Source organism: Spirosoma knui (assembly GCF_054780635.1).
The window spans coordinates 118,792-144,600 of record NZ_BAAGVY010000007.1; the positions used below are offsets into that span (position 1 = coordinate 118,792).

The window sequence follows — 25,809 nt, forward strand, 5'->3', positions numbered from 1 at the left end:
TAGATACATTGCGGATGTAACTTGTAATAAACTTAGTTCACATCCACTCTTGAAAGCAATCTACTTAGTTTGCCTGGCTGGCATATTGTTGGCTAACCGATCATCAAACGCTCAGACCACGTATTTTCAACAGAATTTTTCGGCTGGTGGAACCCCTGCTACGTATGTAAGCACTAGCCCGAACAATTCACAGGTTAACGGCCTCTCCGGGCTGAACGCCACAATAACCAATAACGCCGTTCAGTTTTCGCGCCCAACCGATAGCGGTTCGGGTTACATCTCCCGATCAACGAATTTTGACGGGCCGCCAACGTCGCTGCACGTTCAATTCAGCTTTGAAGTAATCTCAAGCGACGTATCGGTGACTGGTACAAGCGCTCTTATTTTTTACGTAGGTAGTGGGTTTAACTCTGGGCCACAGAACCCGCCTAACGCTGATGTGTATGCCCGGTTTGGTATAGGGTTGTCGGCAGCAGGATCAGGTCAGTTTCAGGTACGTACCATCCCCTCGGGTGGGGGCGGTGGCACCAGTAGCTCCTACTCCGGTCGGCAGACAATTACGTTTGCGATGAATAATTCGGGAGGTACGATGACCTATCTGTCCCCTACAGGTTCTACGGAGTCATTGCCCAACGATACGTATGACATCTGGATCGGGACAACCAGACTGTTTAACGATCAGGCTGTTCTGACGCCTACTCAGGCCATCAATAATTTTAAGTTCAGGCTGGCCGATGGCGTTGGCGTCATGCAGGTTGGTAATATTCTCATGCGGGATATTAGCGGCTCTTTACCAGTTTCACTGCTTTCCTTTACTGCCAAGCCCGAAGGCGACCGGGTACAGCTGGCGTGGACGACCACCTCCGAACGAGATGCCGATCAGTTTGTGGTAGAGCGCAGTGCTGACTTAGGGGAATTTACAGCGGTTGGCAAGATAGCCGCGAAGGGCACTACCGATCAGCGACAGGATTACGGGCTAACCGATATGAATCCATTACCTGGTGTTAACTATTACCGCCTGAAACAGATTGACCTTGATGGAACAACGCATGTTTATAAACCGGTAGCTGCTATCGTTGAGGCCAGTCAGCCGGTAGTGGCTGTCTATCCGAATCCGGCCGAAGCAGAACGGATTCACCTGCGGCTCTGGAATACCACGGATTCTGTCATTCGTTTACTAAACTCTACGGGGCAAGCCATTGAAAGCACTCTGGAGCAGGGAGTTGGTGAGGCTTATCTGGTACCATCTTCGCCCTTGACCACTGGCTTATACTGGCTTCAGGTGCAGACTGGCGGACAAATTCAAACGACTAAAGTATTGGTTCGTTAACGTTTGGCTGTGTGCTATTCAAGTTAAGGTGAGTTGTTGATAAAAGCTGACGCTTACTAGTCTACTAACTTAGGCCTGAAACAGCACACAGCCAAACATTCAGATGCGCTAGGCTAGTGCCAGCTCCTGCTCACTGTCTACAACTGTCTTTACCTCAACCCGCGGGGGAAGCAGCTTATATAGTACGGGTGTGACAATGCGGGAAAGCAAGGTGCTGGAAATCAGGCCGCCAATCAGGACCCAGGCCAGCGGAGAATAAAGCGGATTGCCTTCGAGGGCCAAGGGCATCAAACCACCAATGGCGGTTAGCGACGTCAACACAATTGGAACAAACCGGACTTCACCCGCTTCTTTGATCGCTTCAACCAAAGGCATGCCCTGCTCACGTAGTTGATTAGTGAAATCAACCAGCAGAATCGAATTTTTGACCTCGATACCAATCAAGGCGATAAGGCCGATGATCGCTACGAACGAGAAAGGGTTACCCGTCAGTAGCAGGGCGGCAATGGCCCCAATAATACCCAATGGGATAACCGAAAGTACGATAAGGGTACTTTTGATGGTGCCAAATTCCAGGATCAGTACGGCCAGAAAGCCAAAAATGGTAATCAGGATAATCGTGCCCAGCCCACCAAACGACTGTTCGCGGCTTTCTAGCTCCCCTGCGGCAACGTACCGGAATCCGTCTGGAAACTTCATCTGATCCAGCTTCTTCAATACGTCGGTATAGACGTTATCCACCAGAAAGCCGGTTTTGACAAAGGCGGTCACCGTAACAAAGCGATCTTTATCGTAGTGACGAATAAGGCTTGTGCCGGTTTCAAACTGGATATCCGCAACCTGGCGCAAAGGGACCGAACCACCCGTAAGCGTGTTTACGTACAGATTATTCAGAACCGTTTGGTCCGTAACCCGGCCTTTCGGTAACGTTACGTTGATGGTGTAGTCGTCGTTATCACTTGGTGCTTTGAACGTACCGACATTCAAACCGGCGACGGCCAATCGGATTGTACGGTTGATGTCGGCAATGGACAGACCCAGTAAACCTGCTTTTTCTTTGTTGATCTTAATGCGCAGATCGGTTTTTCGGTTCGCCAGCGGATTGTTCACGTAGATCGTTCCCGAGGTTTGCTTCAATACGTGTTCAACCCGGGCGGCTACTGTACGTAACGTGTCCAGATTTTCGCCGAACACCCGAATGGCTACCGGGGCTTCCTGCGCGGGGCCTTGTTCAAAGTCTTTTACTTCGATTTTAGCGTTCGGGTACAGCGCAAACCGGTCGCGGTACTTGTCGATCAGAACCTGTTTCTCGGCCGGTTCAATGTCATGTAGCTGCACAAAAAACTGCGAGAAGTTAGCCGCTTCGTTACGTTGAATGATGTTATAGTAAATACGTGGATTGCCTTTGCCAACATTTGTCGTGAAGTGCCGAATGGACCGATCAGATTTAAGCTGACTTTCAACGTAACGGGCGACTCGGTTGGTTTCGCTTAGGCTGCTGCCTTCGGGTGTTTCGATATTGATCAGAAACTGCGGTTTCTCCGAAGCCGGAAATAAGCCAAACCCTACTTTACCGGATAACGACAAGGCACCGCCAAAAATAGCTAGGGCCACCAGCAACGTAATGACTGGCCGACGAAGGGCGGCACCTAACAAGCGACTGTATGAACCACTGATGAGCTTTTTCAGCGCCCGCAGAAAAATGTTGCCTTCCGGATTATGTTCTTCTTTCAGCAGGCGACTCGCCAAAAACGGCACAATAGTCAATGAAACAACGAGCGAAGCCAGCACTGTCGTAACAACGGCCATTGGTAGCGATCGGATGAAATCGCCAGAACCTTCCGGTAGGAACAATAAAGGCAGAAAAGCCAGAATCAGCGTCACAGTACAGCCAATGACCGCTAACGTAATCTGACTCGTCGCTTTGATGGCCGCTTCCCGCTTCGAGTAACCTTCCCGCAGATAACGCTCAATGTTCTCGACAACCACGATGCTATCATCAACCAGAATCCCCAGGGCAACTATCAACCCTACAATGCTGAGTTGATTAATGCTGAAGCCGAAGGCATTTAATAAGCTCAAACCGATCGCGAGCGAAAGCGGAATCGAGATCATAACGACCACAGCCGCCCGAAAGCCTAAAGGCAGCAACGTTAACGAGACGAGCAGAATCGCAATCGCAAAATCGGTTGAAAAGCGCGATAGCCGTTTGCCCACACTGGCAGCCTGATCGAAGTTTTTAACCAACTTGATGTGTGGAGGTAGCGTTTTGGCAAACTCGTCGATAACTGGGTTGATCTGCTTACCAACTTTATCGATGTTTTCGCCGATCTTCTGACTTGCCGTGACCAGTACCGCGCGGTGGCCGTCGAGTCGGGTGATGTGAGTTTCATCTTCCAGATTATACGCTACGTCTGCGATGTCGCCGAGCCGGATAACCTTCTGGCCGTTGCTGGATACAATTGTATTTCGGATCTCGTCCAGCGATTGATAGTCACCGGTGGTTTTTACGTTGAATTTGCGAGTGCCAACCTGAACGCTTCCTCCCGGAATGTTCGCATTTTCGGCTTGTAACGCGCCAACGACACGGTTGGTTGGAATTCCTTCCTGGGCCATCTTCTCGATGTTCAGCGATACCCGTACGATGCCCGACGGATATCCCCAATCCTCTACGTTTTTGAGGCTGGTTATTTTTTCGAGCCGTTTTTTTAGCGCATCGGCGTAGTTGCCCAACTCTTTATCCGAAGCCACTTCGGACTGGAGCGCCACCTGCACAATGTTTACATCAGACGGCGAGAATTTATTGATGTTGATGGCAAACACATCGGAAGGCAGTTCGGAACGCAGCGCGTTCACCTCCCGCACAATCTCCTGGTATTTTTCATCCGCATCCTGACTGTATTCATATTCGACCCGGAACACGGCCAGGCCATCGTCTACGTTGGTCACTATGTGTTTGATATTATCCAGTTCGTTGAAGCGCTTTTCGGCCGGATCAACAACCAGCTCTTCCATGTCGAGGGCATCGGTACCCGGATATACAACGACTACAGCGAACTGAGGAGCCGTAAATTCAGGGTCTTCGCCCCGCGGCATATTCAGCAGCGAGTTGATGCCGAGCGCAGCTACGCCAAGAAACAGCACCAGCATAAACTGCCAGTTTTTAACGGAAAATTCGGATAGGTTCATAGCTCAGATATAGCTGTTCCTGTACGGTTCAATAAATCATTTAACTACAACGGTCGATTCCTCTGTCAGGAAGGCCGAACTGGCGGTTACTACGTCTTTTACGTTCGACAGGCCATTGGTCAACAAGACTTTGTCGCCATCCAGAAAGCCAATTTGCACGGGCAGTTTTTTTACGCGTTTGTGATCATCGGCCAGTACGTAGACAAAACCATCTTTACCGTTTCCTTCAACGATCGATTCGACCGGAACCAGCGCGTAGCTGCGGCTCTGGGCTGGCATGAGCGTTACCTTCGCGAAAAGGCCGGGAGCCAATCGGACCGAAGCCGGGTTGATACGTACTTCAACCTCGTACAGCTTATTGGCAGGATCAGCCGCCTGCGCCAGCTTGCTGATGGTACCCGTAAAGGTTCGGTCGGGGTAAGCGTCCAGTATGATTGTAGCGCGGTTCCCAAGGCGAAGGCGAGCCCAGTCTTTATCCGATACGCCAACGCGTACGACCCAGTCGCTGGGGCGGTTCGACGAGATGAAATAGACTGACCCACCCGGCGCAACGTATTCACCAGCATTTGTTGCTTTTCGGGTAACCGTACCATCAACCGTCGACCGAATTTGCGCGTAGTTCTTGTTGAAGTGGGCTATAGTCAGGTTTTGCTTTGCTACGTTCGTGCCGGTTGTCGCGTTCTGGAGCTGTTCGAGCGTTGCTGCCGTATCGGCGTAGAGACTTTTAACCCGGCCAAGATCACGTTCGGCTTTTTCGGAAGCTAGCTGAGCCTGACTCACCTGCGCGTTGATCTCGGTGAGGTCGAGTGTCGCCAGCAGCTGGCCTTTGCGGACAGGCTGTCCTTCGTCAACGAACATACGATCGATAATGCCGCCAACCTTGAACGATAGCCGTGCCTCTGCCGAAGAAGAAACCAGCCCGGACGCAATGATGGGTTCTGCACGAACTACCGTACGAACCGGCGTTAGCTTAATCGGAACCACGGCTTCGTCAACCGATATTTTTTCGGCCGGAGCCTGCTCCGCTTTGCTGCCGCACGCCCAAAGCGCCACAGCCACTAGGAGAGAAGTAATAATGTGCAAAAGTTTCATAGTAGTAAGAGAAAGATTGATGAAGGATGAGCTACTGGACGGCTACGGCGCGGTCGAGGGCGGCTCGTTTTACCAGTACGTCCATGCGAGCGAGCGAGTGCTGATACTGAGCGGTGAGCCGGTCGTTCTGGTATCGCAAAAACTCGATCAGCAAGGCCTGCCCGTTCCGGTATTTGCTGTCGATCACGCGAAACGTCTGGTCGGCGTTAACCATGCCACTCTGCGTAGCGGCCAGGCTTTCAGTGGCTGCGTTCAGGTCGTAATAGGCTTGTAGGACTTGCAATTGAATCTGCCGTTGAACCTCCGCCAGTCGGGTGTTCAGGGCATCGGTCTGAATCCGGGCCTGCTGAATTTTCGAGCGTTTCTCGTACCCTCGAAACAGATCCCACTGCAAACCGAGCTGCGCTACTACGTAGGCCTGATTACGAAATGTATAGCCAAAGCCCTGAAAGCCGGTGCTGCCACCTACGTATACATTAGGAATTTTAGCATTTGCCTCGTTCAGGCGCACGGCGGTTTGAGCCGCTCGCAGTGATCCGTTCAATTGTGTAAGCTCCTGACGTCCTCGTAAAGCCGTCTGCTGTAAGTCAGCTAAGTTTTCGCTGGCTTCGGGAAGAATCTTCGTCAACGATGAATCGACATTGACCGAGGCCATTAAGTCACGATTGAGCAGGAAGTTGAAATAGGCCCGGGCCGTTTCCCGGTTTTTCTCAGCCGTAGCCAATTGCTGATCAATCTTGCTGATTTCGTACCGCGCCGACGTAACGACTTCCCGGGTAGCTACGTTATTAGTGACCAGTTTCTCGTTCAGGCGAGTCAGTTCGAGTAAGACCTTGCGAGAATTTTCGTAAATCTGTATGGCGTCCAGCGTTTGCAGGTACTGGTAGTAAGCCGTTGCTATAGTGTAGCGCAATTCATTTTCAATAACCCGTTTGCGCGCTTCCTGCGCCGAAACCAGCTCTTTCTGAATGAGGTAGTTGTATTGAATATCGGTGTTGAAAAGGGCGTATTGAACGGTTAGCTTGGTATCATGAAAATTATTCGGCGCTAACAATTGATTGACGTTCTCGATATTGGTCGGGAAGCGATCCGTACCGGTGAGCTGGTTAAGCGTTCGATAGGCTGGGTTTAGTAAATCGCCAACGGGAAACTCCAGCCGCCGTCCACCAGCCGCCATGGAGTACGTGGGATTGAAGGCGATTCTGGGATAGAACAACGACCGCGCCTGGTTCAGCGATTCCGTAACCCGATTGATTTCAAGAGACTCCTGCTTAAGAGCCAGGTTGTTGGCAATTCCTTCGTGTATGTATTCTTCCAGAACGGTTGATGAGCTGGCCAGAGGAGATTGCGCAGAAGCTAAAATCGGTAAAGCAAGAGCCGCTCTTGAGATTAATCTGATAATGAAGATCATAATCGTTTATCATTTAATGAACAGTGTTTAGTAATAGGATAAAAAATTTTAGAGACCTCGTTTCAACGTTTCGCAAAATAGATTAAATGCATCATCCATAATGGGTTGGCGATCGCATTCATCGAACATGCCAAGCCGCTTACGTAAGAATAGGGCAGTATAGCCGTGAATGCCACTCCAGATCATCATAGCTACTACGTTTACGTTTTGCGGCTGAAAAATGCCCGCGTCCATGCATTCCTGAACAACTTGCATTAACAATCCAAATGCCTGATCGCCTTCTACCCAGTCTTCCTTATCCAATTTGTCCATTGGGGCCGTCATGATGAACATCAAATCGAATAACTCAGGGTTCTGAACGGCAAATCGAATATAAGACCTGCCCATTTCCACTAGTTTCTCGAACGGATCGGCTAAGGCAAGCAAGGGCTGAAATTCTTCCACCATTTTGGCAAAACCGCGCTGGTGTAAGGCGTAAAGCAGTTCGTTCTTGTCTTTGTAATACAGATAGATCGTTGCCGGACTATACTCGATCGCATCAGCAATAGTACGGATGCTGACTTTCTCGAAACCGTTGGCAATGAATAGCTTCTGCGCAGCATCCAGTATAAGCTTACGCATCTCTTCTCGTTCCCGTTCTTTCCGCTCTGCTATTCCCATCTTGTTGTACTTAACAATGCAAACTTACTGAACAGCGTTTAGTAAACAAGCGCATGTCAAAAAATCTATTTAGAATTGAGTAAACGGTTATCAAGGGCAACCCAGCAGTTTAACGCTAAATTGTATCATGCCAGACGTCGCCAGCGAAGCATAAACTTTACTATTAATCGTTTAGGTACGTTTGTTGTCTAACGTTCAAACAAATCAATGTGAATGAAAAACTCACTCAATAGGCTTCTGTGTATAACCAGTTTGCTGCTTAGTCAGGTGGTAATAACGCAGGCACAGCCTTCGAAAGGGTATACGCTTGGCGACGTAGTGGCTGACTTCAGGGTGAAGAATATAGATGACCGCGTGCTTAGCCTGGCTGATTACCGATCGCAGAAGGGAATTATAGTTGTGTTCACCAGCAACCACTGTCCGTTCTCGAAGGCTTACGAAGATCGGCTGCTGGCCATTGACCGTAAGTTTGCTCCTCAAGGCTATCCCGTTCTGGCGATCATGTCCAATGACCCGACTGCCTACAAGGACGATTCGTTCGAAAATATGAAAGCGCAGGCTCGTCAAAAGGGGTACTCGTACGCCTATGCGCTGGATGAAACGCAGGCGGTGGCCCGTGCCTTTGGCGCTTCGCGAACTCCTCAGGTTTACGTGCTAAAACAAACGAATAATCAGTTCGTGCTGGAGTACGTCGGCAGCATTGACGACAGCCCGCAGGATGCGGCTGGTGTGCAGCGCCGGTACGTCGATGATGCGGTGAGTAGTCTGCTGGCCGGCCGCCCGGTTTCGTCGCCCATCTCGAAACCGATTGGCTGCGCTATCAAGTGGAAAAATTGACGGACCGCAGGCCGTAATGACGTAACGTGTTAGGGTGTCTCCGTTATTTGGCACAGCGTTTGTCACACGGTTTACCAAATCAAACTACACGATACGTTATGAAAAAGATAGTATTAATGGGATCTCAGTTGAAACGAGTGTTTGGTACCACCATGTTAGTAGCCTCGCTCGCTCTGCTGCAAGCCTGCGGTTCGGATAATAAGAACGAGTCGCGTACCGAAGATGCATTGGAGCAAACGGGTGATGCTATAAAGGCCGATACGAAGGATGCCACGGCCGAAGCCCGCGAGGATTTAGACGAAGCAGGCGACAAAGTAGATGCTAAAGCAGATGCGGTTGGCGAAGACTTCGAGCGCGAACGCAAAGAGGCTGTAGCCAAAATGAACGTTCAAAAAGACAAACTGGACGCGAAAATCGATGAACTACGTGCCGATATTAAGCGTAAAGGCGCACAGGCAAAAGCTGAATCGAAAGAAGAACTGGCCGAGCTTGAAGCCGAACGTAAAGAACTTGGTAACGATATAGATAAAGCCCAGAACGCAACCGCTGCGGCCTGGAAAGATATAAAAGCGGGTTTCAAGAAAGCCGGTAAAAATATTGGCAATGCCTTCGACAAAGCCGAAGACAAAGTCGATCCTGATGGAAAAGACGATTAAGTAAACCCCACTCTATTCGTCACCAAAAAAGCCGTACCAGTTGACTGGTACGGCTTTTTTGGTGACGAATGTGTAGAAAAAGCGCTACAATTTTGTTGAGAAGAGCGACTTCCTGTAATGCGTTCAACGATACAGACGTAATGGTTTGTTTGTCAAAGTTTTTAAAGAACAATGTTAGGCAACGCTACTAATGTCTGCTCCTTCTACTTCTTCCTTACTGTAGCTTTTTAACGACTTGTCAGTTCACCTGCTTATAAGTCACCTTGTAGTCATAGTAACCAAAGGCGCCCAGGCTATAATGAAGTTGGGTGGGAAAGCCCGATTCATTCACTGATAAAACTTGATTTTGCTCTAAAACGCTATCCTGACACTTATTGTCAGATGTACAGTTTCTTTGTTTAAGGTAGAGCAAGTTGTTGTTATTTAACGATGTGCCCAACCCAATCAGGCCGGATGTAGGAATAGTTTCTCTCAACGTACTCAACAGCGCTTCCAGAAGCTGTATCTCCCGTACGTGGCTAAAGACCGGTTTGTGCGTATCATAACGCTGCTCGGTGACTTGCGACCGCAACTGTGGATTCAACGTATTTTCTTGCCGAGAACGGGCTACCCAGTCGACATTACCTGCAGCATCGAAATAGAGTCCGGCGAGCTTCTCTTTTATGGGAAAGCCACGCTGATCAAGTTCGATCGAAACCGTTTTCTGCTCTTTGCTATCCAGAAACAGCTTGGCCTGCAAGGTTTGGTTTTGGTAGTTTAGCTCAAAGCTAGCCCACTTTGCATTGTTCGCATCAGGAACCGTTAAGCGGTCCGTAATCAGGGCAGGTGGTAGCAAAATACGACGTAAGCCCAGCTCTGTGTACTCAAACTGGAATTGAGGATTAGGTTCTTGGGGATCAGAGAACTTTTGGGTGATTGCAACAAGCCGATTTTGCTCATCGTAAGTAAACGTGGAGCGAAACGTCTGGTTCGAAAAATAGCCTTCACTGGCTTTGTACTCAACCAGCGTTGGCAGGGTAAGCGGCTGCTTAATCCAATTTGGCTCGGCCGTAGCCGCAGGCTGAGGAGCAACTGGGGCAGGCGTCGGGGTAGATGAGTCTGAACAGGCAGTCAACGCTGAGACGGCCAGCATTGAGACTAGTAAGTTCTTACGAAGGCTGGACAACAGATAGTTCATAGAAGGGATTTAGTTGACTGATCAATCCTACAGACCCATGGGGTCTGGAAACGGTTCAAATCTATAAAAACTCTTTCTTGCCGTTGTGCCCGTCGGTAGTTATTTGGTGAAGTTACGTCACTTTTTGAGCGATTGGTTTTACTTCAGGCACGCATCGCACAGCCACCGACCACATTTGATATACGGAGCTGTATGGCCAGAGGGATGAGCTGTCGGGTCGGGCGGAATATCGCAAAATACGTTACTAGAAAAACTATCTAACGTAAATCAACCGGGTAAGCTACCAGGGAGACAGTTGTATTTTTACTGCGCTGCTTTAGTTGCTAATCGGTTGCTGCACGGAATGGTGGTTCTGTGAACAAGCAGCATAAACGCCGGTTTATAACTAGTATGTCGTCTATCGTAACCGTAACTGTTTTTCGCTATCAATCTCACGCTCGTTTTCAGGCTTTTGCGAATATGGGGCGTTTTCTAATGCAGCCCATTCAGGTTCCAGACCTGCAATTCAGTAAGCTCATGGGAAGCGGTCGTAATTTTGGCCTGGTTCCAGATTTCAGTACGTATGTCCATCTGGGTGTCTGGCAAAACGAAGCGAGTGCCAACGCTTTTTCTACCACATCTGTTTACCACCAATTGCGAAAAGGAACCGAGCAGGTAAGTACGCTACATCTTAAACCCCAACGTTCGCATGGTCTGTGGGACGGCCAGAATCCCTTTAGCAACGAATTAGAGCCAGCCCAGCCCGGAGCCAGGCATCCTGTTGCGGTGCTTACCCGCGCTACTATCCGCCCCCGTGCTCTTCCTGACTTCTGGCGACACGTACCTCAGGCCCGTCAGCGGCTTACCGAGCAGGGAGATAACCTACTGTTTGGCATTGGGGTCGGTGAGGCTCCGCTCGTTCAGCAGTGTACCATCAGCGTGTGGCGCGACCCGGCTGCGGTTGATCAGTATGCGTATCGGCAAACCGGCCACAAAGAAGTAGTTCGGCTAACCCGGCAGCGACGCTGGTATACGGAAGAATTATTCGCGCGTTTTCGTGTGTGCAAAGCAGAGGGCGATTTATTCTATAAAGTTGCCCGGCAACTGGCCTCCGCAACTGAATCTCAATAAAAAAACATACGGTTTCGGTTATTCCATCACCGTCGTTACTTGGATTCCACTAGGGAAAATTGTTATTTTGCGGGCTAAATTGTACGTATAAAGCGAAATGTCTGTCATTAACAAGATCAGGGAACGTTCAGGGGTGGCCGTAGGTGTTATTGCCGTCAGCTTGATTCTGTTCATTGTAGGGGGGGATTTGCTCGGCGGCCGTAGTACGCTGTTCGGCGGAAACCAACAGGAAGTCGGAGAAATTGCGGGTCAGTCAATAGACTATCCCGAATTCAATGCCAAAGTCGATGAACTCCGGGCGCAATTTGAGCAGCAAACCGGTCGTGCCCCGGCCGAGCAGGATTTAGCCCAGCTTCGCGAGCAGGCCTGGAACCAGCTTTTATTCGAAATTGCCTACCAAAAAGAGTTCGACAAACTTGGCCTGAAAGTATCGCCCGAAGAACTCGTTGACATGGTGCAGGGGAATAACATCAGCCCCGCCGTTCGTCAGGCGTTTACAAATCCCCAAACGGGCGTTTTTGACAAAAGTGCGATTGTTAATTACCTTAAAGGCCTGAAAAATCTGCCGCCCCAGCAGCAGGTTGCATGGGCGAATTTCGAGAAAAACCTGAGCTCTGACCGACTTCGCGAAAAATACGAAGGACTGATGCGCCTGTCTGTATTTGCCACGACTGCCGAAGCGCAAAAAGAGTATCAGGCGCAGAATTCGAAAGCAGACGTTAAGTTTCTGTTTGTACCTTACTACAGCATCAACGATACAACGGTTAAGGTAACGGACTCGCAATTGCAGGATTACCTCAACAAGCACAAGGACGAGTATCCTGGATCAAATAGCCGGTCGATTCAGTACGTAACGTTCTCAGTCGCTCCGTCTAAAGAAGATAGTGCTACGTTGTACAACGAAATCAAATCACTGGCCCGTGGATTGGGGGCGGCCCAGAATGACTCGACTTTTGCTCAGCAAAACAGCGACGTGCGTGTGCCACTATACCTGACCGCTGGCGAAATGCCTGAGCAGCTTCGGGCGGCTATTCCAACATTCTCTCCGGGTGGTATTTACGGTCCGTTCCGCGAGGGCAATACGTATTTCATATATAAATACGGCGGTTCTAAACGGGACACAAGTTTCACGGCTCGCGCGAGTCATATCCTGATACGTGCAACCGCGCAAACGGATTCGGCCAAAGCCGACGCTCGTCGTCGTGCTGAAGCGATCCTGAACCAGATTCAGGGTGGTGCTAGCTTCGAAGCCCTGGCCCAAACCAATAGCGACGATGGTTCGCGTTCGGTGGGTGGCGATCTAGGCTATTTCAAAAACAACGGCCAGATGGTGAAGCCATTTGAAACCGCTGTGTTTGCTGCAACGTCGGCTGGTCTGATTCCCCGCTTGGTTGAAACGGAATTTGGCTACCATATCATTAAAGTAACCGAGCCGAAAACAAACATCCTGTACCGCGTAGCGGGTATTGGCAAAACAATCACGCCGAGTCAGACGACCCGCGATGAAGCGTTACGTAAAGCCGATCAGTTTGCCTCGGACGTAAACACGAAAGAAGCGTTTGATGCCAAGGTAAAAGAAGATAAGTCACTGGTGGTAGCTACGGCTGAACGTGTTCCTGAAGGCGCTAACCAGATCAATGCCCTGAACGGAACGGAAGTTCGCCAGATCGTTCGGTGGGCATTTGATGATAAGACAGACATTGGTGCCGTATCGGAACCTTTTGAAGTTGGTGATCAGTACGTAATCGCTGTGCTGACAAACAAGACCGATAAAGACGACGTAAAAGTCGAGGATTACCGCAGCGAACTGACCGCCAAAGTTCGTAACGAGCTGAAAGCCCAGCAGATCATTAGTAAGCTCGGTAATGCTAGTGGATCGCTCGAAACGATTGCACAGAAATATGGTGCCGGTGCGCTGGTTGAAACCGCTGAGGATATTAATCTGGCCACTGGATTCCTACGTAGCGCCGGAGTTGACCCAGTCGCATTGGGTAAAGCATTTGGTCTGAAGCCTGGTAAACGGTCGAAGCCATTCGCTGGCGAAGGTGGTGTGTTAGTGATGGAAACGACTAAATTAACGCCAGCCCCAGCTGTTGCCGATTACGCACTGTATAAAACGCAGCTTCAGCAGAACAACTCGTCTAGAACGGGCTTCTATATCAACGAAGCCATTAAAGAAGCTGCTAAAGTTGAAGACCGCCGGGCGAAGTTCTATTAATCGCCTGATTGAGGAACAGAAAAGCCGCTACCAATCGTTGGTAGCGGCTTCTCTGTTTATAGATGGTACTCAGTAACTACACGATCTGTTTTTCTAAATACTTGATCATCTTGGCTAGTGCACGTGATCGATGGCTAATCGCGCCTTTTTCCTCAATGGTCATTTCGGCAAACGTTCGATCATGGCCGTCTGGTACAAATAACGGATCATAGCCAAAACCACCCGCGCCCCGCGGCTCTGTAAGAATCTGTCCATCAACTACGCCTTCAAACTGGTGTTCAACGCCATGCAGGATCAGCGTGAACACCGTTATGAATCTGGCTTTTCGATTTGTCTGCCCATCTAGATTAGATAGCAGCTTCTGTATGTTTTTATTAAAATCGCGGCTTCCTGAATAAAAAGCAGAGTCCACTCCAGGTTCTCCGTTTAAGGCATCTACCTCCAGCCCAGAGTCATCGGCGAAGCAGGAGATACCGTAATGTGTCCAGACGTAATCGGCTTTCTGCCGCGAATTTCCAGGGATCGTTCCTGAAGTTTCGGGCAGTTCGTCCGTACAGCCGATCTCGCTGAGTGTTTTAATGGTGAACGTAGTACCGAGCCTGGCGGCTACTTCTTCCAGCTTGTGAGCGTTATTCGTGGCAAAGCAGAGTTCCATAGGTATAAAAAAGCCGTTTGCAGAAATAACTACAAACGGCTCAATAAGGGTATGAAAAGTTATTCGACTTTTGTTACTTCTATTTCAAATACTAATGGAGTGTATGGAAGAATGTTCTGAACTGAGTTCTGACTTGGACTTCCCTGAACTCCATATCCCAAAGCAGAGGGGAAGATCAATATTGCCTTTTCTCCAGCTCTTAGATTCGCGAGTCCGTTCTCGAAACCAGGTACATTCCGTTTCTCGCCAATGGTAACTTTATAGCCAGTTCCGGAGTCAAACAGATTACCATTGCTGGCACGCCGACCTTTGTAATTTACCGTCACACTCTTTCCTGCCGTAATCGCGACTGAGTCAGAAGGTTGTACCAGCGTTTTAATAACCCGTATACTGTCGCTGGTTAGCGTCGTTACCGTCAGCTTATTTGTTCTGATATAGTCGTCGATTTGTTGCTTCTCGTTTCTGACGCTCACAATGCGCAGGTCGTAGCGCACCGGTGAATACTGGGGTAGGAGCAGTGACCCAATACGGCCGCCATCCAGTTGCGCTGGTACTAAAACGGAGCCTTCCTCACCGGCCCGGAGTTTAAGTATACCAGCGTACTTACCGAGGGTAATACCGGTAGTTTGATTGCCAGCTAGAACGACCGTAGCGGGATTATTAGCTGCTATATCCGTGCTGTCGACAATCGTATCATCTAAACGCCGGGCAACGAAATGATAGCGCACCTCGTCTCCTACCACAGGTGCCTGGCCTGTTGGCACTGACTTAGTCTGAACGAAATAAATGCCTTCGTCCGTCTTGGTTGCTACCAGGTTATTCTGTTTAATGTACTGCTCGATCTCTGCTTCGTTTTCACGTCGCTTCCGATCGGTCAACGCTTCGCCAGGTTCCTGACAGGCTGATAATAAACTACCAGCAGCCAGCAGACTAAATGCCCAAAGCGAAAGGTTACTTTTTAGTTTCATAGTTAGTTCTAATCGGGCCAGTAGGCAGGCCGGTTTAGTAATAGAACGTAAAACGTTGCCGTCTATGTTCGTAACGGCCTTAAAAACAAAACTGATAGTGCGTTTGTCAAAACGTTTACCGCTTTTACTGGTAGTCCCGTAGCAAAGTCACCTGGTCGATGACGTCACTACGGGACTTACAAAATAAGCAGTTTAATGAGCAACAACCAGGTTCGTACGGGTCATGACTTCCCTGTTGCTTACCTACGGTTTAGCGTCCGGGCTGAGGCATGCCCATTCCGCCAGGCTGGCCTTTCTGAATATCGACTAATTCAATGTCGAACAGCAGTACCGAATTTGGGGGAATGCCCTGGTTACCGCGAGGACCGTATGCCAGTACAGAAGGAATAATCAGCGTTGCTTTCTCGCCTTTATGCATCTTCATAACGCCCTCTTCCCAACCAGGAATAACCTGGCCAACTCCAATCGGGAACTGCACGGGTTTGCCACCCGCCTGCGGATTAGAACGTGAGCTGTCGAATACCTTACCATCCAGCAACTTGCCCGTATAGTGTACCTGCACCATATCGCCACGGTTAGGCGTTGGGCCGTTACCTGCCTGCGTTACTACGTAGTAAACGCCCGACTCCGTCTTTTGCGCTTTACCCGCTAAGCCGTTTTTAGCAACGTAACCCTCAATTACCTTCGCATCAACGCCTTTTTGCTTCTCAAAATCAGCCGCCTGCGTTTTCTTGTATTCATCCTCAGTCTGTACGTTCAGAACTTTCACAGCGATACCGATATCGGTTCCTTTCTGAACACCCGGAGGCAATGGCTGCATTGCACGGGTGAACAGCGAATCGGCATTTACGTAAAACGTAGCGCTATCGCCTTTGCCCAGCATTGTCAGCCCCTCTTCATACGAGCCCTTAAACGGTGGTACTTGCAACAGCATCTGGAAGGGAGCGCCTTCTTTGTGTGTATCGCGCAGCACAGAATCTTTGTTATTGAGCAGCGTTAAGTGAAGGGTAAGAATATCGCCCACCTTTCCTTTACGGGCACCTTCCGTTTGTTCGTGGATTTGGTACTTCAGGCCGTTCTGCGTCACCTCTACGCGGTTTTTACCGCAAGCCGCTACTACAGCGACGATCAAGGCGGCTTTCCCGAAATTTTTAAGGAACATAAAAAGTTAACTAGTTTTTACACGAATAAAGGTTTCAGTTGTCGCTCATTGCGGTACGTTCAGTTGACACGCCGGTTAGCTCATAAAATGAACGCGTAGAACAAACAACGCGATTTATACTGTTTCCAGCAGTACTTGCTGATACTGGGGTAATATGGCGAGCAGTTTCTGCTCGGTTTCTGCCAGGGAAAGCTTACTGCGCCCACCCGCTGCATTTCGGTGACCTCCTCCGCCAAAATGCGCACTGGCAAGCTCTCGTACTGAGAAGTCACCAATAGAACGGAACGACAGGCGAATTTCTTCATTCCGGTCAATTAAAATTGCAGCCATCACCACGCCTTCCACAGCTAATGCATAGTTTACCATGCCTTCCGTATCGCCGGTTTTGGAACGAAAGCGCTTTAGCTCGGCATCCGTCAAAGTGATGTACGCAAATTTGAACTCAGGTAGAACCTTCAATTTTTCATTTAGTACGTAACCCAGCAACCGAAATTTGTCGATTGATACGTTATCAAAGATTCGCCGGTGTATGCTACTGATGTCAATCTTGAGATCGACCAGATCAGCGGCCATACGGTGAACGTTACCCGTCGTATTCGAATGACGAAATGATCCGGTGTCCGTCATTAAGCCTGAATACAGACACTCGGCGATAGGCTTGTCAATTTGATCTTTATCGCCCAGTTCTACAATCAGTCGGTATACAAGTTCGGCTGTAGCGGCAGCACTGGGGTCCCATAAGGCCAAATCTGCAAATGATTCCGGCTCCAGATGATGATCAATCAGAATCTTACGCGCACGGGACTGACGTACCATAGGTGCCAGTTCACGAATCCGGTCAAGGCTTGAAAAATCAAGGCAGAAAATGACATTGGCGTCTTCAAACAACTGGGCAACGGTAACGCGGATCTTTTCGTCGAACACAACCACATCTTCGTTACCTGACATCCAGTGAAGGTTTTGCGAATACTCGGTTGGTGTTACAACGGTTACGTGATGACCTTTTTTCCGGAGATAACCCGCCAGACCCAGCGACGAGCCCATGGCATCCGCATCGGGGTTTTGGTGAGTTGTAATCAGTATGGTTTGCGCGGGTCCGCTAAGCGGCTGCCCAATAACCAGACCAATTGCATCAATGTCTTGCATACACAAACGGCCGAAGCCACAAACGAAATTCAAAAGTACGAATAATTTGGATATCAGCGGGCTTTTAAACCGGGCTGGCATTTCGGGCGAAAGTCCTTACCTTTGCGCCCGCCCTGGAGTAGGCAACTAAAATTTGGATTCAACAACCTATAATGGCAACGAACCGAACGTTCACCATGATTAAGCCCGATGCTGTAGAAGCGGGGCATACCGGAGCAATTATCAAACAGATTGAGGAAGCAGGTTTCCGGATCGTAGCAATCAAAAAAACGCAGCTGACCCCCGAACGGGCTGGCCAGTTCTACGCGGTTCACCGCGAACGGCCATTCTATAATGATTTGCGTACATACATGTCGTCGGGTGCTATTGTACCGATGATTCTGGAGAAAGAAAACGCTGTGGCTGATTTCCGTAAGCTTATCGGTGCAACCAACCCGGCGCAGGCCGAAGAAGGCACCATTCGGAAATTATACGCTAAGTCTATCGAAGCAAACGCCATCCACGGTTCTGATTCCGATGAGAATGCTGAAATCGAAGGCAGTTTCTTCTTTGCAGCAACCGAGCAGTACTAGAACGTATTGCAGTGAACAGCGTAACATTTATTGTGCTGTTCACTGCAATACCTGAAGACCTGTCTTCTCGTAATACTTACAGAAATCTTTTAGAGCACAAATCTCGCATTTAGGCGCTCGGGCTATACAGACGTAACGGCCGTGCAGAATAAGCCAGTGGTGTGCCTTTGGTACGTGCTCTTTAGGCACATGCGCCATCAAGGCTTTTTCAACAGCTAATGGCGTAGTAGCTGTCAACGGAGCCAGCCCCAGCCGGTGAGAGACTCTGAAAACGTGCGTGTCCACAGCCATTGTCGGCTCGTTATAAACAATCGACAAAATAACGTGCGCTGTCTTACGCCCGACCCCCGGTAAAGTTTGTAATTCCTCGACACTTGCCGGTATCTCTCCCCCAAATCGCTCCATTAACGCCCTGGCCATGCCGACCAGGTGCTTCGCTTTATTATTCGGATATGAAACGCTGCGGATGTACGAAAACACTTCGTCTACCGAAGCTGCAGCCAGCGACTCCGGTTCGGGGAAACGGGCAAATAAAGCGGGTGAGATCTGGTTTATCCGCTTATCGGTACACTGCGCTGACAAAATCACCGCAACCAACAATTCATACGGATTACTGAAATGAAGTTCGGTTTTCGGTTCCGGGTAATGTTGAGTGAAATACTCGATAAACCGCCGAAAACGCTCTTTCTTTTGCATAGCAAATCTGGTGCAGCACAACTATTAAGCTCGGTAACTTACTAGTTGTGCTGCAGTAGGCAACATTAATCCACCCATCCGTTACGTATGTCGTAATCGCTTGGGTGGATTGGCCGGATGGTGTTTGGAGTAATTAAGGATAGTCTGAACCGTATTTTCACGGGGCTGACGTTCAATCTTGTTCATCAAAGCGCGTAGTTCGAGCGCTTCCAGGAAGAAGGTCATCAGTTCCGGTTCAAACATCATGGCGTCTTCAATAAGCAGATTTTCCTCAGCGGAAGTCTCTTCGTAGACGTACCGGATTACATCATCTTGGGTAAATGTTTTTATCATAACTTGGCGAACGTTTGCTCAGTTGTTTGCGCAGATTAATCAGCGCATAACGCATACGTCCCAAAGCCGTGTTAATACTGACGCCGGTCGCATCGGCAATCTCTTGGAAACTCATTTCCTCGTAGTGCCGCATGATAAGCACCTGACGCTGTTGTTCCGGCAACCGCTGAATCAATTCGCGCAAATGCTCGTGTGTTTCCTGCCGGATCTGAAGTGATTCTATCGAATCCTCCGCAAACTCTAGCGTGTTGAACACACTGCTTCCGTCCTCAAACACCACACTGGGGTAGCGTTTATCTTTTCGGAAATAGTCAATGGCCAAGTTGTGAGCGATCCGAATAATCCAAGGTAAGAATTTGCCTTCCTCGTTGTATTTACCAGATTTGAGCGTGTCTACGGCTTTTATGAACGTATCTTGCATCAAATCCTCCGCCACATACTGGTCTTTTACAATTAAGTAAATGGTGGTGTAAATCTTCGACTTGTGCCGTTGCACTAATTTTGCAAAGGCCTTCTCATTACCACGGATATACAGGGAAATCAGCTCACTGTCGTTTACCTGGGCTTTTTCCATTTTTCAGTAAGACAATTAGGTAACGTAGAGCTGTGTTCCGATAGTGTGTGCGGGGGATTAAGTTTTTTGTAACTTTTAGTAATTAGGCCTTAAAAATAAGAATATTATTTACATATATGCAACTATTGCCACAAAAAATCTGCCAAAGTGCCAATATTTCAATACAATTATAGCTGAATTATTTTGGGACAACGAAATTAATAAAAACTTCCTTAATTCTAGCTTATTCTTGGAAATTATTGTACTTACGTCTGACAGTATAGCTTGGATTCCATTTTTGAGCCAAGCGTTTAAATAGCCCGTTAATTTTTTATAAATCTTTTAATAAGTATACGTATTACGTGTTTTTGTACGCTAAGGCAACGTTATCATATTTGTAGCTGAAAGACTGGATGGGCTGATTTTGTTGGAGTTAGGATGTGAAAAATGACCGCTAAATTTATAAATTCTCAGATAAGCTCTTGATTGTCTGTATATAATGATTACTTTAGAGCCTTGTATTCGCATCTTGGTGACGGTAATTGAGCTATGAGATCGTTTTGGCTTGGATTTGCTATGCTTATGTGGGGCGTTGCCTGCTGGGGGCAAGCCTATCCTACATTACCCGAGTTGAATTTCGATCGCCGAACAGATGCCGCTTACATGGATAGCTTACTGACGCTTGGACGTGCTTATCGCCAAAGCATCGAACGGCTCCCCCGGACTGCCCACAATGATACGTTACGTTTGGAAGGACTCCGCTTCATGTCGCTTGTGTTCAAGCAAATGCGGGGACAAAGCCGCGACAGCAGTTACTTCTACGCGGGTGTTTTAAAAGATCGGTCGGTGCTCTACCACAATGTCCTATACGCTGTACGGGCCATGATGCTTCAAGAGCATTACCTGCGTACAGTGAAAGGCGAATATCCTGAAGCACTCCGCATCAATCAGCAGGCTTCGGAAATGTGCGCTCGTTTGCCTCGCGAGAGTTCTCCCCGGTGGCAGGTGCAGATGAATATGGGCGATATATACATGCTGATGAAAGAGTATGATAACGCCTTAACAAGTTACCGGAATTCGCTGACATTTCTTGGTTTTAATACGTCGCTGACGCCTAAAAACAGGAAACTGCTGACGGGGCAGGCTACAGCCCAGATGGGCGAAGTGTACGAAATACAGGGTAAATACGATTTGGCGCGCCAGCAGTACGATGCAAGTCGGCTAATCGCTCTAGATGCTCGCTCGCAAATAAATGTAGCCTATGCCGATGACCGGCTGGGTGACTTTTTGATCAATCGCGGCCACCCGGAGCAGGCTATTAAATTCTTTCAGGAAGGCTTAGCCGTCTGGACTCAGCTCAATGACCGCGTTGGTCAGGCCTCGGTCTGGTCGCGTCTGTCAGAATGTTATGCGTTGTTGAACCAGCCAAAACTGGCTATCGACTATGGGGAAAAAGCCATAACCGTTGCCCGCCAGTCAGGATTCCTTCGGATCCGCCAGATGGTGACGCAATCCCTCTATAAGGCGTATCGGCTGGCTAATCAACCGGGCCAGGCGCTGAGTATGTACGAAGAACATATCCAGATACGTGATAGTCTGAATGCGTTGAAGCGGGTCCAGGAGTTATCGGCCTTACAGAAGAAATATGATATCGGTCAGGTAAAAGTGCAGGCAGAAAAAGAGCGGTTGATTCAACAGCAGCAGTTATTGGATATGCGTAGGCAGGCTGAACTGGCGCGTATCCGATCGCGGGCGGAGCGGGAGCAACTGGCTGGCGAAGCTCGGATGAGCCAGCTTCAGCAGCGGATCGAAACCGAACGATTGCGGGCTGATTCACAAAAGAGCCAGCTTGAGCACCGAGCCCGCATTAATACCCTTAGTCACGATATCGAACAACAGGCGCTGATGCGGACGTTTCTGGTCGGCGGACTGGCGATGCTGCTGGTCTTTGCTACGGTGTATTTCCGCAAAAGCCAGTTGATTTACCGGCAAAAACGGGAGATCGAAGCGTTTAACCGGGGGTTGGAAGACAAGGTTATCGCCCGAACAGCGGAGCTGAAGCTGGCCAACGATCAGTTGCGCGCTAAAAATCGAGAGATCGAAGAGGCCTTGTTACGTGGTCAGACGCTCGAACGAAAGCGAATGGCGGCTGATCTACACGATAGTCTCGGCGGTTTGCTGGCGGCAATTAAAACCAGTTTATCGGCCTTGAATCCGGCCCGGCTCTCTGAGCGGGAGCAGTTGATCTACCAGAATTTGCTGGGCATGACAAAGGAAGCCTTTGCGGAGGTACGTTACCTGTCGCATAATTTACAACCCGATGAACTGGAGAAGCAAGGGTTGTCGGAGGCTTTGACCCGATTAGTGTACAAGCTCAACCTGTCACAGAAAACCACATTCCGGCTTGACAACGAGGAATTGCCCCGTTTGGATAAAACAACTGAGTTCAACCTATATTCGATCTGTATCGAATTATGCAGCAATATTCTGCGGCATTCCGAAGCGACCGAGGCCGACATTCTGTTCCGGCGGTTTGGTAATGAGCTGAATATGATTGTGAAGGACAATGGCTGCGGCATGAATCCCGCCGATGCCACTGGCATGGGACTACGTAACATTCAAGCCCGTATGGATCTCATTAAGGGGCGCTACGAAGTTCACTCCGAAGTCGGCGAAGGCACTACGTTTATCTTTATTCTACCCACATCGTCAGATTTGGCGACCGCCTGACGTGCTACTGGACCCGGCCTTCTACCATAAACTCATTCTTGGAGAAATAAGGCAGCTGCTGGAAACCAGACAGCTTGTAGTGCGCTACGCGCCATTGCTGCCCTTGGGTGGGTCCGCTCTCAAGTAACAAATGCCGTTCGGAGGAGTACAGCGGATTTTTCGTTTGCAGAACAGCTTCGATTCGGCGCGGCTGACGAGTGGCTGGGTCTAACTGGACACGTAGAGAACGTACCGTTAGCCGTTCTTCCGACTTCTTCAGCAGATACTGATACGTCAGCGAATCGGGTCGCGTAATCTGGTAACTCGTTCGCAAAGCGGGTTTGTTAATATCTGCCTGGGTAAACAGTTCCAGTTCGCGGCTCCAGTTCACATCCCGGGTCGCCTGCTGATTTTGTTCCGCATTAATCAGAACGCTTTTAGCAACCAGGGGTTTCTGGGCAGATAGCTCGGCAATTTGCTTTTTCACAAAGCCAGCCACGTCATAATAAACGTTTGGCTGATTCTGCTGAGCGGGGTTGTCGCAACCCATAAGAACCGATATAACCAGAAGGCCAAGAGGAAAAATTGCGCGCATAAAGTAAGGTGAATCAGCTCCCTGTACCTGAAGCTTTTCTGAACCACCAACACGAATTTTTGGAAATCGGTTTTGTCAATCAAATTCTGAACCAAATTTGTACCCGAAACGCTATTCATCTAGTCATTGAGTGGTCAGTATGTGGTCATTGGTTGTCATAAAGAGATTTAAACAGATAATGACAATTAATGGCTAGAAAATGACCACGGATGACTACAAACAACATAAGCAATGGAATACGATGTTATTATGATCGGTTCGGGGCCAGGGGGCTATACCGGCGCAATTCGCTGTGCTCAACTCGGACTAAAAACGGCAATTATTGAAAAATATCCTACGCTGGGCGGCACCTGTCTGAACGTAGGCTGTATTCCCTCAAAGGCGCTGCTCGACTCCTCAGAGCATTTTTACAACGCAGCCCACACTTTTGCCCAACATGGCATTAAGCTGAATGATTTACAGGTTGATCTACATCAGATGATTGCCCGGAAGCAGGACGTAGTCGATCAAACGACAAAGGGTATTGCGTTTCTGATGAAGAAAAACAAAATCGATACGTTCTACGGGTTCGGTTCGTTCGTTGACCCACATACGGTCAAGATTGCAAAGGACGACGGTTCTGAGCAAACGATTACTGGCAAGAATATCATCATCGCGACTGGATCGAAGCCGCTGTCGTTTCCGTCGATGCCTATCGATAAAAAGCGGGTTATTACGTCGACAGAAGCGCTTAAGCTCGAAGAAGTACCCAAACACCTGATCATCATCGGCGCTGGTGTTATCGGCGCTGAGCTGGGTTCGGTGTACGCTCGTCTTGGTGCCAAAGTGTCGTTCGTTGAGTTTGCGGATTCGATGATTCCGACCATGGATAAAACGATGGGTAAAGAGCTTCAGCGGGCGGTGAAGAAACTGGGTGCTGACTTCTATTTCAATCATAAAGTCACGAAAGTCGAGAATAAAGGTGAGGAAGTAGAAGTTAGCATCGATACACCCGATAGTAAGCAAATTACGCTAACCGGTGATTATTGCCTAGTATCGGTTGGTCGTCGGCCGTATACCGACGGGTTGAATCTGGAAGCGGCTGGCCTGAAAACCGACAATCGCGGGAAGGTTGAGGTCGATAACCACCTGCGTACAAGCGTTCCGCACATCTACGCATTAGGCGACGTAATTCGCGGGGCGATGTTAGCGCACAAAGCGGAAGAAGAAGGTACATTCATTGCCGAAACCATCGCGGGCCAAAAGCCACACATCCATTACCGGCTCATTCCAAACGTTGTGTATACCTGGCCTGAAGTTGCGGCCGTGGGGTATACCGAAGAGGAAGTGAAGCAGGAAGGCATTCCGTACAAGACCGGTTCGTTCCCATTCAAAGCACTTGGACGGGCCCGCGCCAGTATGGACATTGATGGTTTAGTGAAGGTGTTAGCTCACAAGGAAACTGACGAAATCTTAGGCGTTCACATCATTGGTCCACGGGCGGCCGATATGATTGCCGAAGCCGTTGTGGCGATGGAGTTCCGGGCGTCGGCGGAAGACGTATCGCGGATGTCGCACGCGCACCCGACCTACACCGAAGCCTTTAAAGAAGCCTGCTTAGCCGCTACCGACAACCGGGCGATCAATATGTAAGAAAAGACGTAACGTACGTTAAATCGTAGGCCCGGCTGCTCAACAGTAGCCGGGCTTTTTGTTTGTTGGAAGTCATCGCTGATATTAGCCCGCATTTGGCTGCCGCTAGGCCCCGCCACAGCAATTCTATTTGTAGTGCGTTTGATGTATGGAGTTCAAAAACGTTAAGGTTGGTGTGGTGCAGGCAACACCGGCGCTGTTTGACATCGATAAAAGTGTTGACTTGGTCATCCAGTGGATTCAGAAAGCGGCTAACGAAGGCTGTAAATTGCTGTTATTTCCGGAATCGTTTATCCCGTGTTATCCCCGCGGGTTAAGCTTTGATGCCGTGGTTGGGCGTCGTACCGAACGAGGACGTAACACCTGGCTGGATTATTGGGCGAATAGTATTGAGGCCAATTCGGCTCATACGGACCGGATCAGCGAAGCCGTTCGGGAAGCTGACATGTTCGTTGCACTAGGTGTGACCGAACGGGACCCTATTGGCGGTACGCTTTACTGCTCGTTATTTTACTTTTCGCCTGATGGACGGTTTCTGGGCCAGCATCGGAAGCTGAAACCAACGGGCTTAGAACGATTCATTTGGGGCGAAAGTGATGGCAGCACGTTGCTCAGCTTTGATTCTGACTTAGGCAAAATCGGTGGCCTGATCTGCTGGGAAAATTACATGCCTTTAGCCCGAACAGCCCTGTATCAGCAAGGCGTTGAGATTTATCTGGCGCCTACCGCCGATGCCCGAGACTCCTGGCAGGCAACCATGCAGCATACTGCGCTGGAAGGACGTTGTTACGTACTGGCTAGTAATCAGTTTGTTCGCAAAGCAGATTATCCAGAGCGGTATCAGGCCGAGCTGGCCGACGAGCCTGAGATTATGAGTCGGGGCGGCAGCGTTATTTTATCGCCCATGGGTGAGGTTCTGGCTGGGCCGCTTTGGGATCAGGAGGGCTTGCTCACCGCCGAACTGGACTTTGCTGTTTTAGCCAAAAGTAAGCTGGACTTCGACGGCGTTGGACACTACGCCCGACCTGACGTATTCCAGTTGAACGTAACGAAGCAACCACCGCTTCAAAAAGTTTGAGGGTAAAATTGGCGGTCAGCCTGCGTACGT

The 25,809-nt window shown here is 49.3% G+C and carries 22 protein-coding genes; 9 read left to right on the plus strand and 13 right to left on the minus strand.

What is annotated here, in order from left to right; genetic code table 11:
- Window positions 1-49: 49 nt before the first annotated feature.
- Window positions 50-1,330, plus strand: coding sequence for a T9SS type A sorting domain-containing protein (locus ACYVIY_RS15840; protein ID WP_460977345.1), 1,281 nt, complete (start codon window positions 50-52; stop codon window positions 1,328-1,330).
- 108 nt (window positions 1,331-1,438) lie between these two features.
- On the opposite strand, the gene ACYVIY_RS15845 is transcribed toward ACYVIY_RS15840, so the two are convergent.
- From ACYVIY_RS15845 to ACYVIY_RS15860, 4 genes are read right to left on the minus strand one after another with little or no spacing between them, the layout of a single operon-like run.
- Complete coding sequence (locus tag ACYVIY_RS15845; protein ID WP_460977346.1) at window positions 1,439-4,519, minus strand: efflux RND transporter permease subunit; 3,081 nt, start codon at window positions 4,517-4,519, stop codon at window positions 1,439-1,441.
- 36 nt (window positions 4,520-4,555) lie between these two features.
- Window positions 4,556-5,611: an efflux RND transporter periplasmic adaptor subunit gene (locus ACYVIY_RS15850; RefSeq protein WP_460977347.1), complete on the minus strand. Its 1,056-nt coding sequence runs from the start codon at window positions 5,609-5,611 to the stop codon at window positions 4,556-4,558.
- Window positions 5,612-5,642: 31 nt separating this feature from the next.
- Window positions 5,643-7,022, minus strand: coding sequence for a TolC family protein (locus ACYVIY_RS15855; RefSeq protein WP_460977348.1), 1,380 nt, complete (start codon window positions 7,020-7,022; stop codon window positions 5,643-5,645).
- A 48-nt stretch (window positions 7,023-7,070) separates the two neighbouring features.
- Entirely contained in the window at window positions 7,071-7,682 is a 612-nt protein-coding gene (locus ACYVIY_RS15860; RefSeq protein WP_460977349.1) for a TetR/AcrR family transcriptional regulator, read from the minus strand.
- Between the two features lie 213 nt (window positions 7,683-7,895).
- Here ACYVIY_RS15860 and ACYVIY_RS15865 point away from each other — a divergent pair, with 213 nt between their 5' ends.
- Both ACYVIY_RS15865 and ACYVIY_RS15870 read left to right on the plus strand, forming a co-directional pair.
- Complete coding sequence (locus tag ACYVIY_RS15865; protein WP_460977350.1) at window positions 7,896-8,519, plus strand: thioredoxin family protein; 624 nt, start codon at window positions 7,896-7,898, stop codon at window positions 8,517-8,519.
- A gap of 98 nt (window positions 8,520-8,617) precedes the next feature.
- Window positions 8,618-9,175, plus strand: a complete 558-nt coding sequence (locus tag ACYVIY_RS15870; protein WP_460977351.1) for a sll1863 family stress response protein — start codon at window positions 8,618-8,620, stop codon at window positions 9,173-9,175.
- A gap of 238 nt (window positions 9,176-9,413) precedes the next feature.
- Here the strand turns inward: ACYVIY_RS15870 and ACYVIY_RS15875 are convergent, their stop codons facing one another.
- Complete coding sequence (locus ACYVIY_RS15875) at window positions 9,414-10,352, minus strand: hypothetical protein (RefSeq protein ID WP_460977352.1); 939 nt, start codon at window positions 10,350-10,352, stop codon at window positions 9,414-9,416.
- Between the two features lie 390 nt (window positions 10,353-10,742).
- Between ACYVIY_RS15875 and ACYVIY_RS15880 the strand changes: the two genes are divergently transcribed.
- On the plus strand, window positions 10,743-11,462 hold the full coding sequence (locus ACYVIY_RS15880) for a DUF3291 domain-containing protein (RefSeq protein WP_460977353.1): 720 nt from the start codon (window positions 10,743-10,745) through the stop codon (window positions 11,460-11,462).
- 97 nt (window positions 11,463-11,559) lie between these two features.
- Window positions 11,560-13,680: a peptidylprolyl isomerase gene (locus ACYVIY_RS15885; protein ID WP_460977354.1), complete on the plus strand. Its 2,121-nt coding sequence runs from the start codon at window positions 11,560-11,562 to the stop codon at window positions 13,678-13,680.
- A 76-nt stretch (window positions 13,681-13,756) separates the two neighbouring features.
- On the opposite strand, the gene rdgB is transcribed toward ACYVIY_RS15885, so the two are convergent.
- The 4 genes from rdgB to ACYVIY_RS15905 all read right to left on the minus strand — a co-directional run bounded on the left by rdgB (window position 13,757) and on the right by ACYVIY_RS15905 (window position 17,611).
- Window positions 13,757-14,335 carry an RdgB/HAM1 family non-canonical purine NTP pyrophosphatase gene (gene rdgB / locus ACYVIY_RS15890; protein WP_460977355.1) on the minus strand — a complete coding sequence of 193 codons (579 nt, stop codon included), beginning with the start codon at window positions 14,333-14,335 and terminating at the stop codon, window positions 13,757-13,759.
- A gap of 59 nt (window positions 14,336-14,394) precedes the next feature.
- Window positions 14,395-15,303 carry an FKBP-type peptidyl-prolyl cis-trans isomerase gene (locus ACYVIY_RS15895; protein ID WP_460977356.1) on the minus strand — a complete coding sequence of 303 codons (909 nt, stop codon included), beginning with the start codon at window positions 15,301-15,303 and terminating at the stop codon, window positions 14,395-14,397.
- A gap of 250 nt (window positions 15,304-15,553) precedes the next feature.
- The gene (locus ACYVIY_RS15900; RefSeq protein ID WP_460977357.1) at window positions 15,554-16,465 is read right to left on the minus strand and encodes an FKBP-type peptidyl-prolyl cis-trans isomerase; all 912 of its coding nucleotides are present in this window, start codon (window positions 16,463-16,465) and stop codon (window positions 15,554-15,556) included.
- 114 nt (window positions 16,466-16,579) lie between these two features.
- Window positions 16,580-17,611 (minus strand): DHH family phosphoesterase, encoded by a 1,032-nt coding sequence (locus tag ACYVIY_RS15905; protein WP_460977358.1) that lies wholly within the window; start codon window positions 17,609-17,611, stop codon window positions 16,580-16,582.
- Window positions 17,612-17,763: 152 nt separating this feature from the next.
- On the opposite strand from ACYVIY_RS15905, the gene ACYVIY_RS15910 reads away from it, so the two are divergent.
- A complete protein-coding gene (locus tag ACYVIY_RS15910) occupies window positions 17,764-18,183 on the plus strand; it encodes a nucleoside-diphosphate kinase (protein ID WP_460977359.1) in 420 nt (139 codons plus the stop codon).
- 39 nt (window positions 18,184-18,222) lie between these two features.
- Here the strand turns inward: ACYVIY_RS15910 and nth are convergent, their stop codons facing one another.
- The 3 genes from nth to ACYVIY_RS15925 all read right to left on the minus strand — a co-directional run bounded on the left by nth (window position 18,223) and on the right by ACYVIY_RS15925 (window position 19,786).
- A complete protein-coding gene (nth, locus tag ACYVIY_RS15915) occupies window positions 18,223-18,879 on the minus strand; it encodes an endonuclease III (protein WP_460977360.1) in 657 nt (218 codons plus the stop codon).
- Between the two features lie 81 nt (window positions 18,880-18,960).
- A complete protein-coding gene (locus ACYVIY_RS15920) occupies window positions 18,961-19,212 on the minus strand; it encodes a hypothetical protein (RefSeq protein WP_460977361.1) in 252 nt (83 codons plus the stop codon).
- The gene (locus tag ACYVIY_RS15925) at window positions 19,187-19,786 is read right to left on the minus strand and encodes an RNA polymerase sigma factor (RefSeq protein ID WP_460977362.1); all 600 of its coding nucleotides are present in this window, start codon (window positions 19,784-19,786) and stop codon (window positions 19,187-19,189) included. The genes ACYVIY_RS15920 and ACYVIY_RS15925 overlap by 26 nt, the downstream gene beginning before the upstream one ends.
- Before the next feature lie 528 nt (window positions 19,787-20,314).
- Between ACYVIY_RS15925 and ACYVIY_RS15930 the strand changes: the two genes are divergently transcribed.
- Window positions 20,315-22,495, plus strand: a complete 2,181-nt coding sequence (locus ACYVIY_RS15930; protein ID WP_460977363.1) for a tetratricopeptide repeat protein — start codon at window positions 20,315-20,317, stop codon at window positions 22,493-22,495.
- Window positions 22,496-22,499: 4 nt separating this feature from the next.
- Here ACYVIY_RS15930 and ACYVIY_RS15935 read toward each other — a convergent pair whose 3' ends face one another.
- The gene (locus ACYVIY_RS15935) at window positions 22,500-23,069 is read right to left on the minus strand and encodes a hypothetical protein (protein WP_460977364.1); all 570 of its coding nucleotides are present in this window, start codon (window positions 23,067-23,069) and stop codon (window positions 22,500-22,502) included.
- Between the two features lie 231 nt (window positions 23,070-23,300).
- Here ACYVIY_RS15935 and lpdA point away from each other — a divergent pair, with 231 nt between their 5' ends.
- Both lpdA and ACYVIY_RS15945 read left to right on the plus strand, forming a co-directional pair.
- Window positions 23,301-24,701 carry a dihydrolipoyl dehydrogenase gene (gene lpdA / locus ACYVIY_RS15940; protein ID WP_460977365.1) on the plus strand — a complete coding sequence of 467 codons (1,401 nt, stop codon included), beginning with the start codon at window positions 23,301-23,303 and terminating at the stop codon, window positions 24,699-24,701.
- Window positions 24,702-24,849: 148 nt separating this feature from the next.
- Window positions 24,850-25,779, plus strand: coding sequence for a carbon-nitrogen hydrolase family protein (locus ACYVIY_RS15945; protein ID WP_460977366.1), 930 nt, complete (start codon window positions 24,850-24,852; stop codon window positions 25,777-25,779).
- Window positions 25,780-25,809 lie beyond the last annotated feature (30 nt).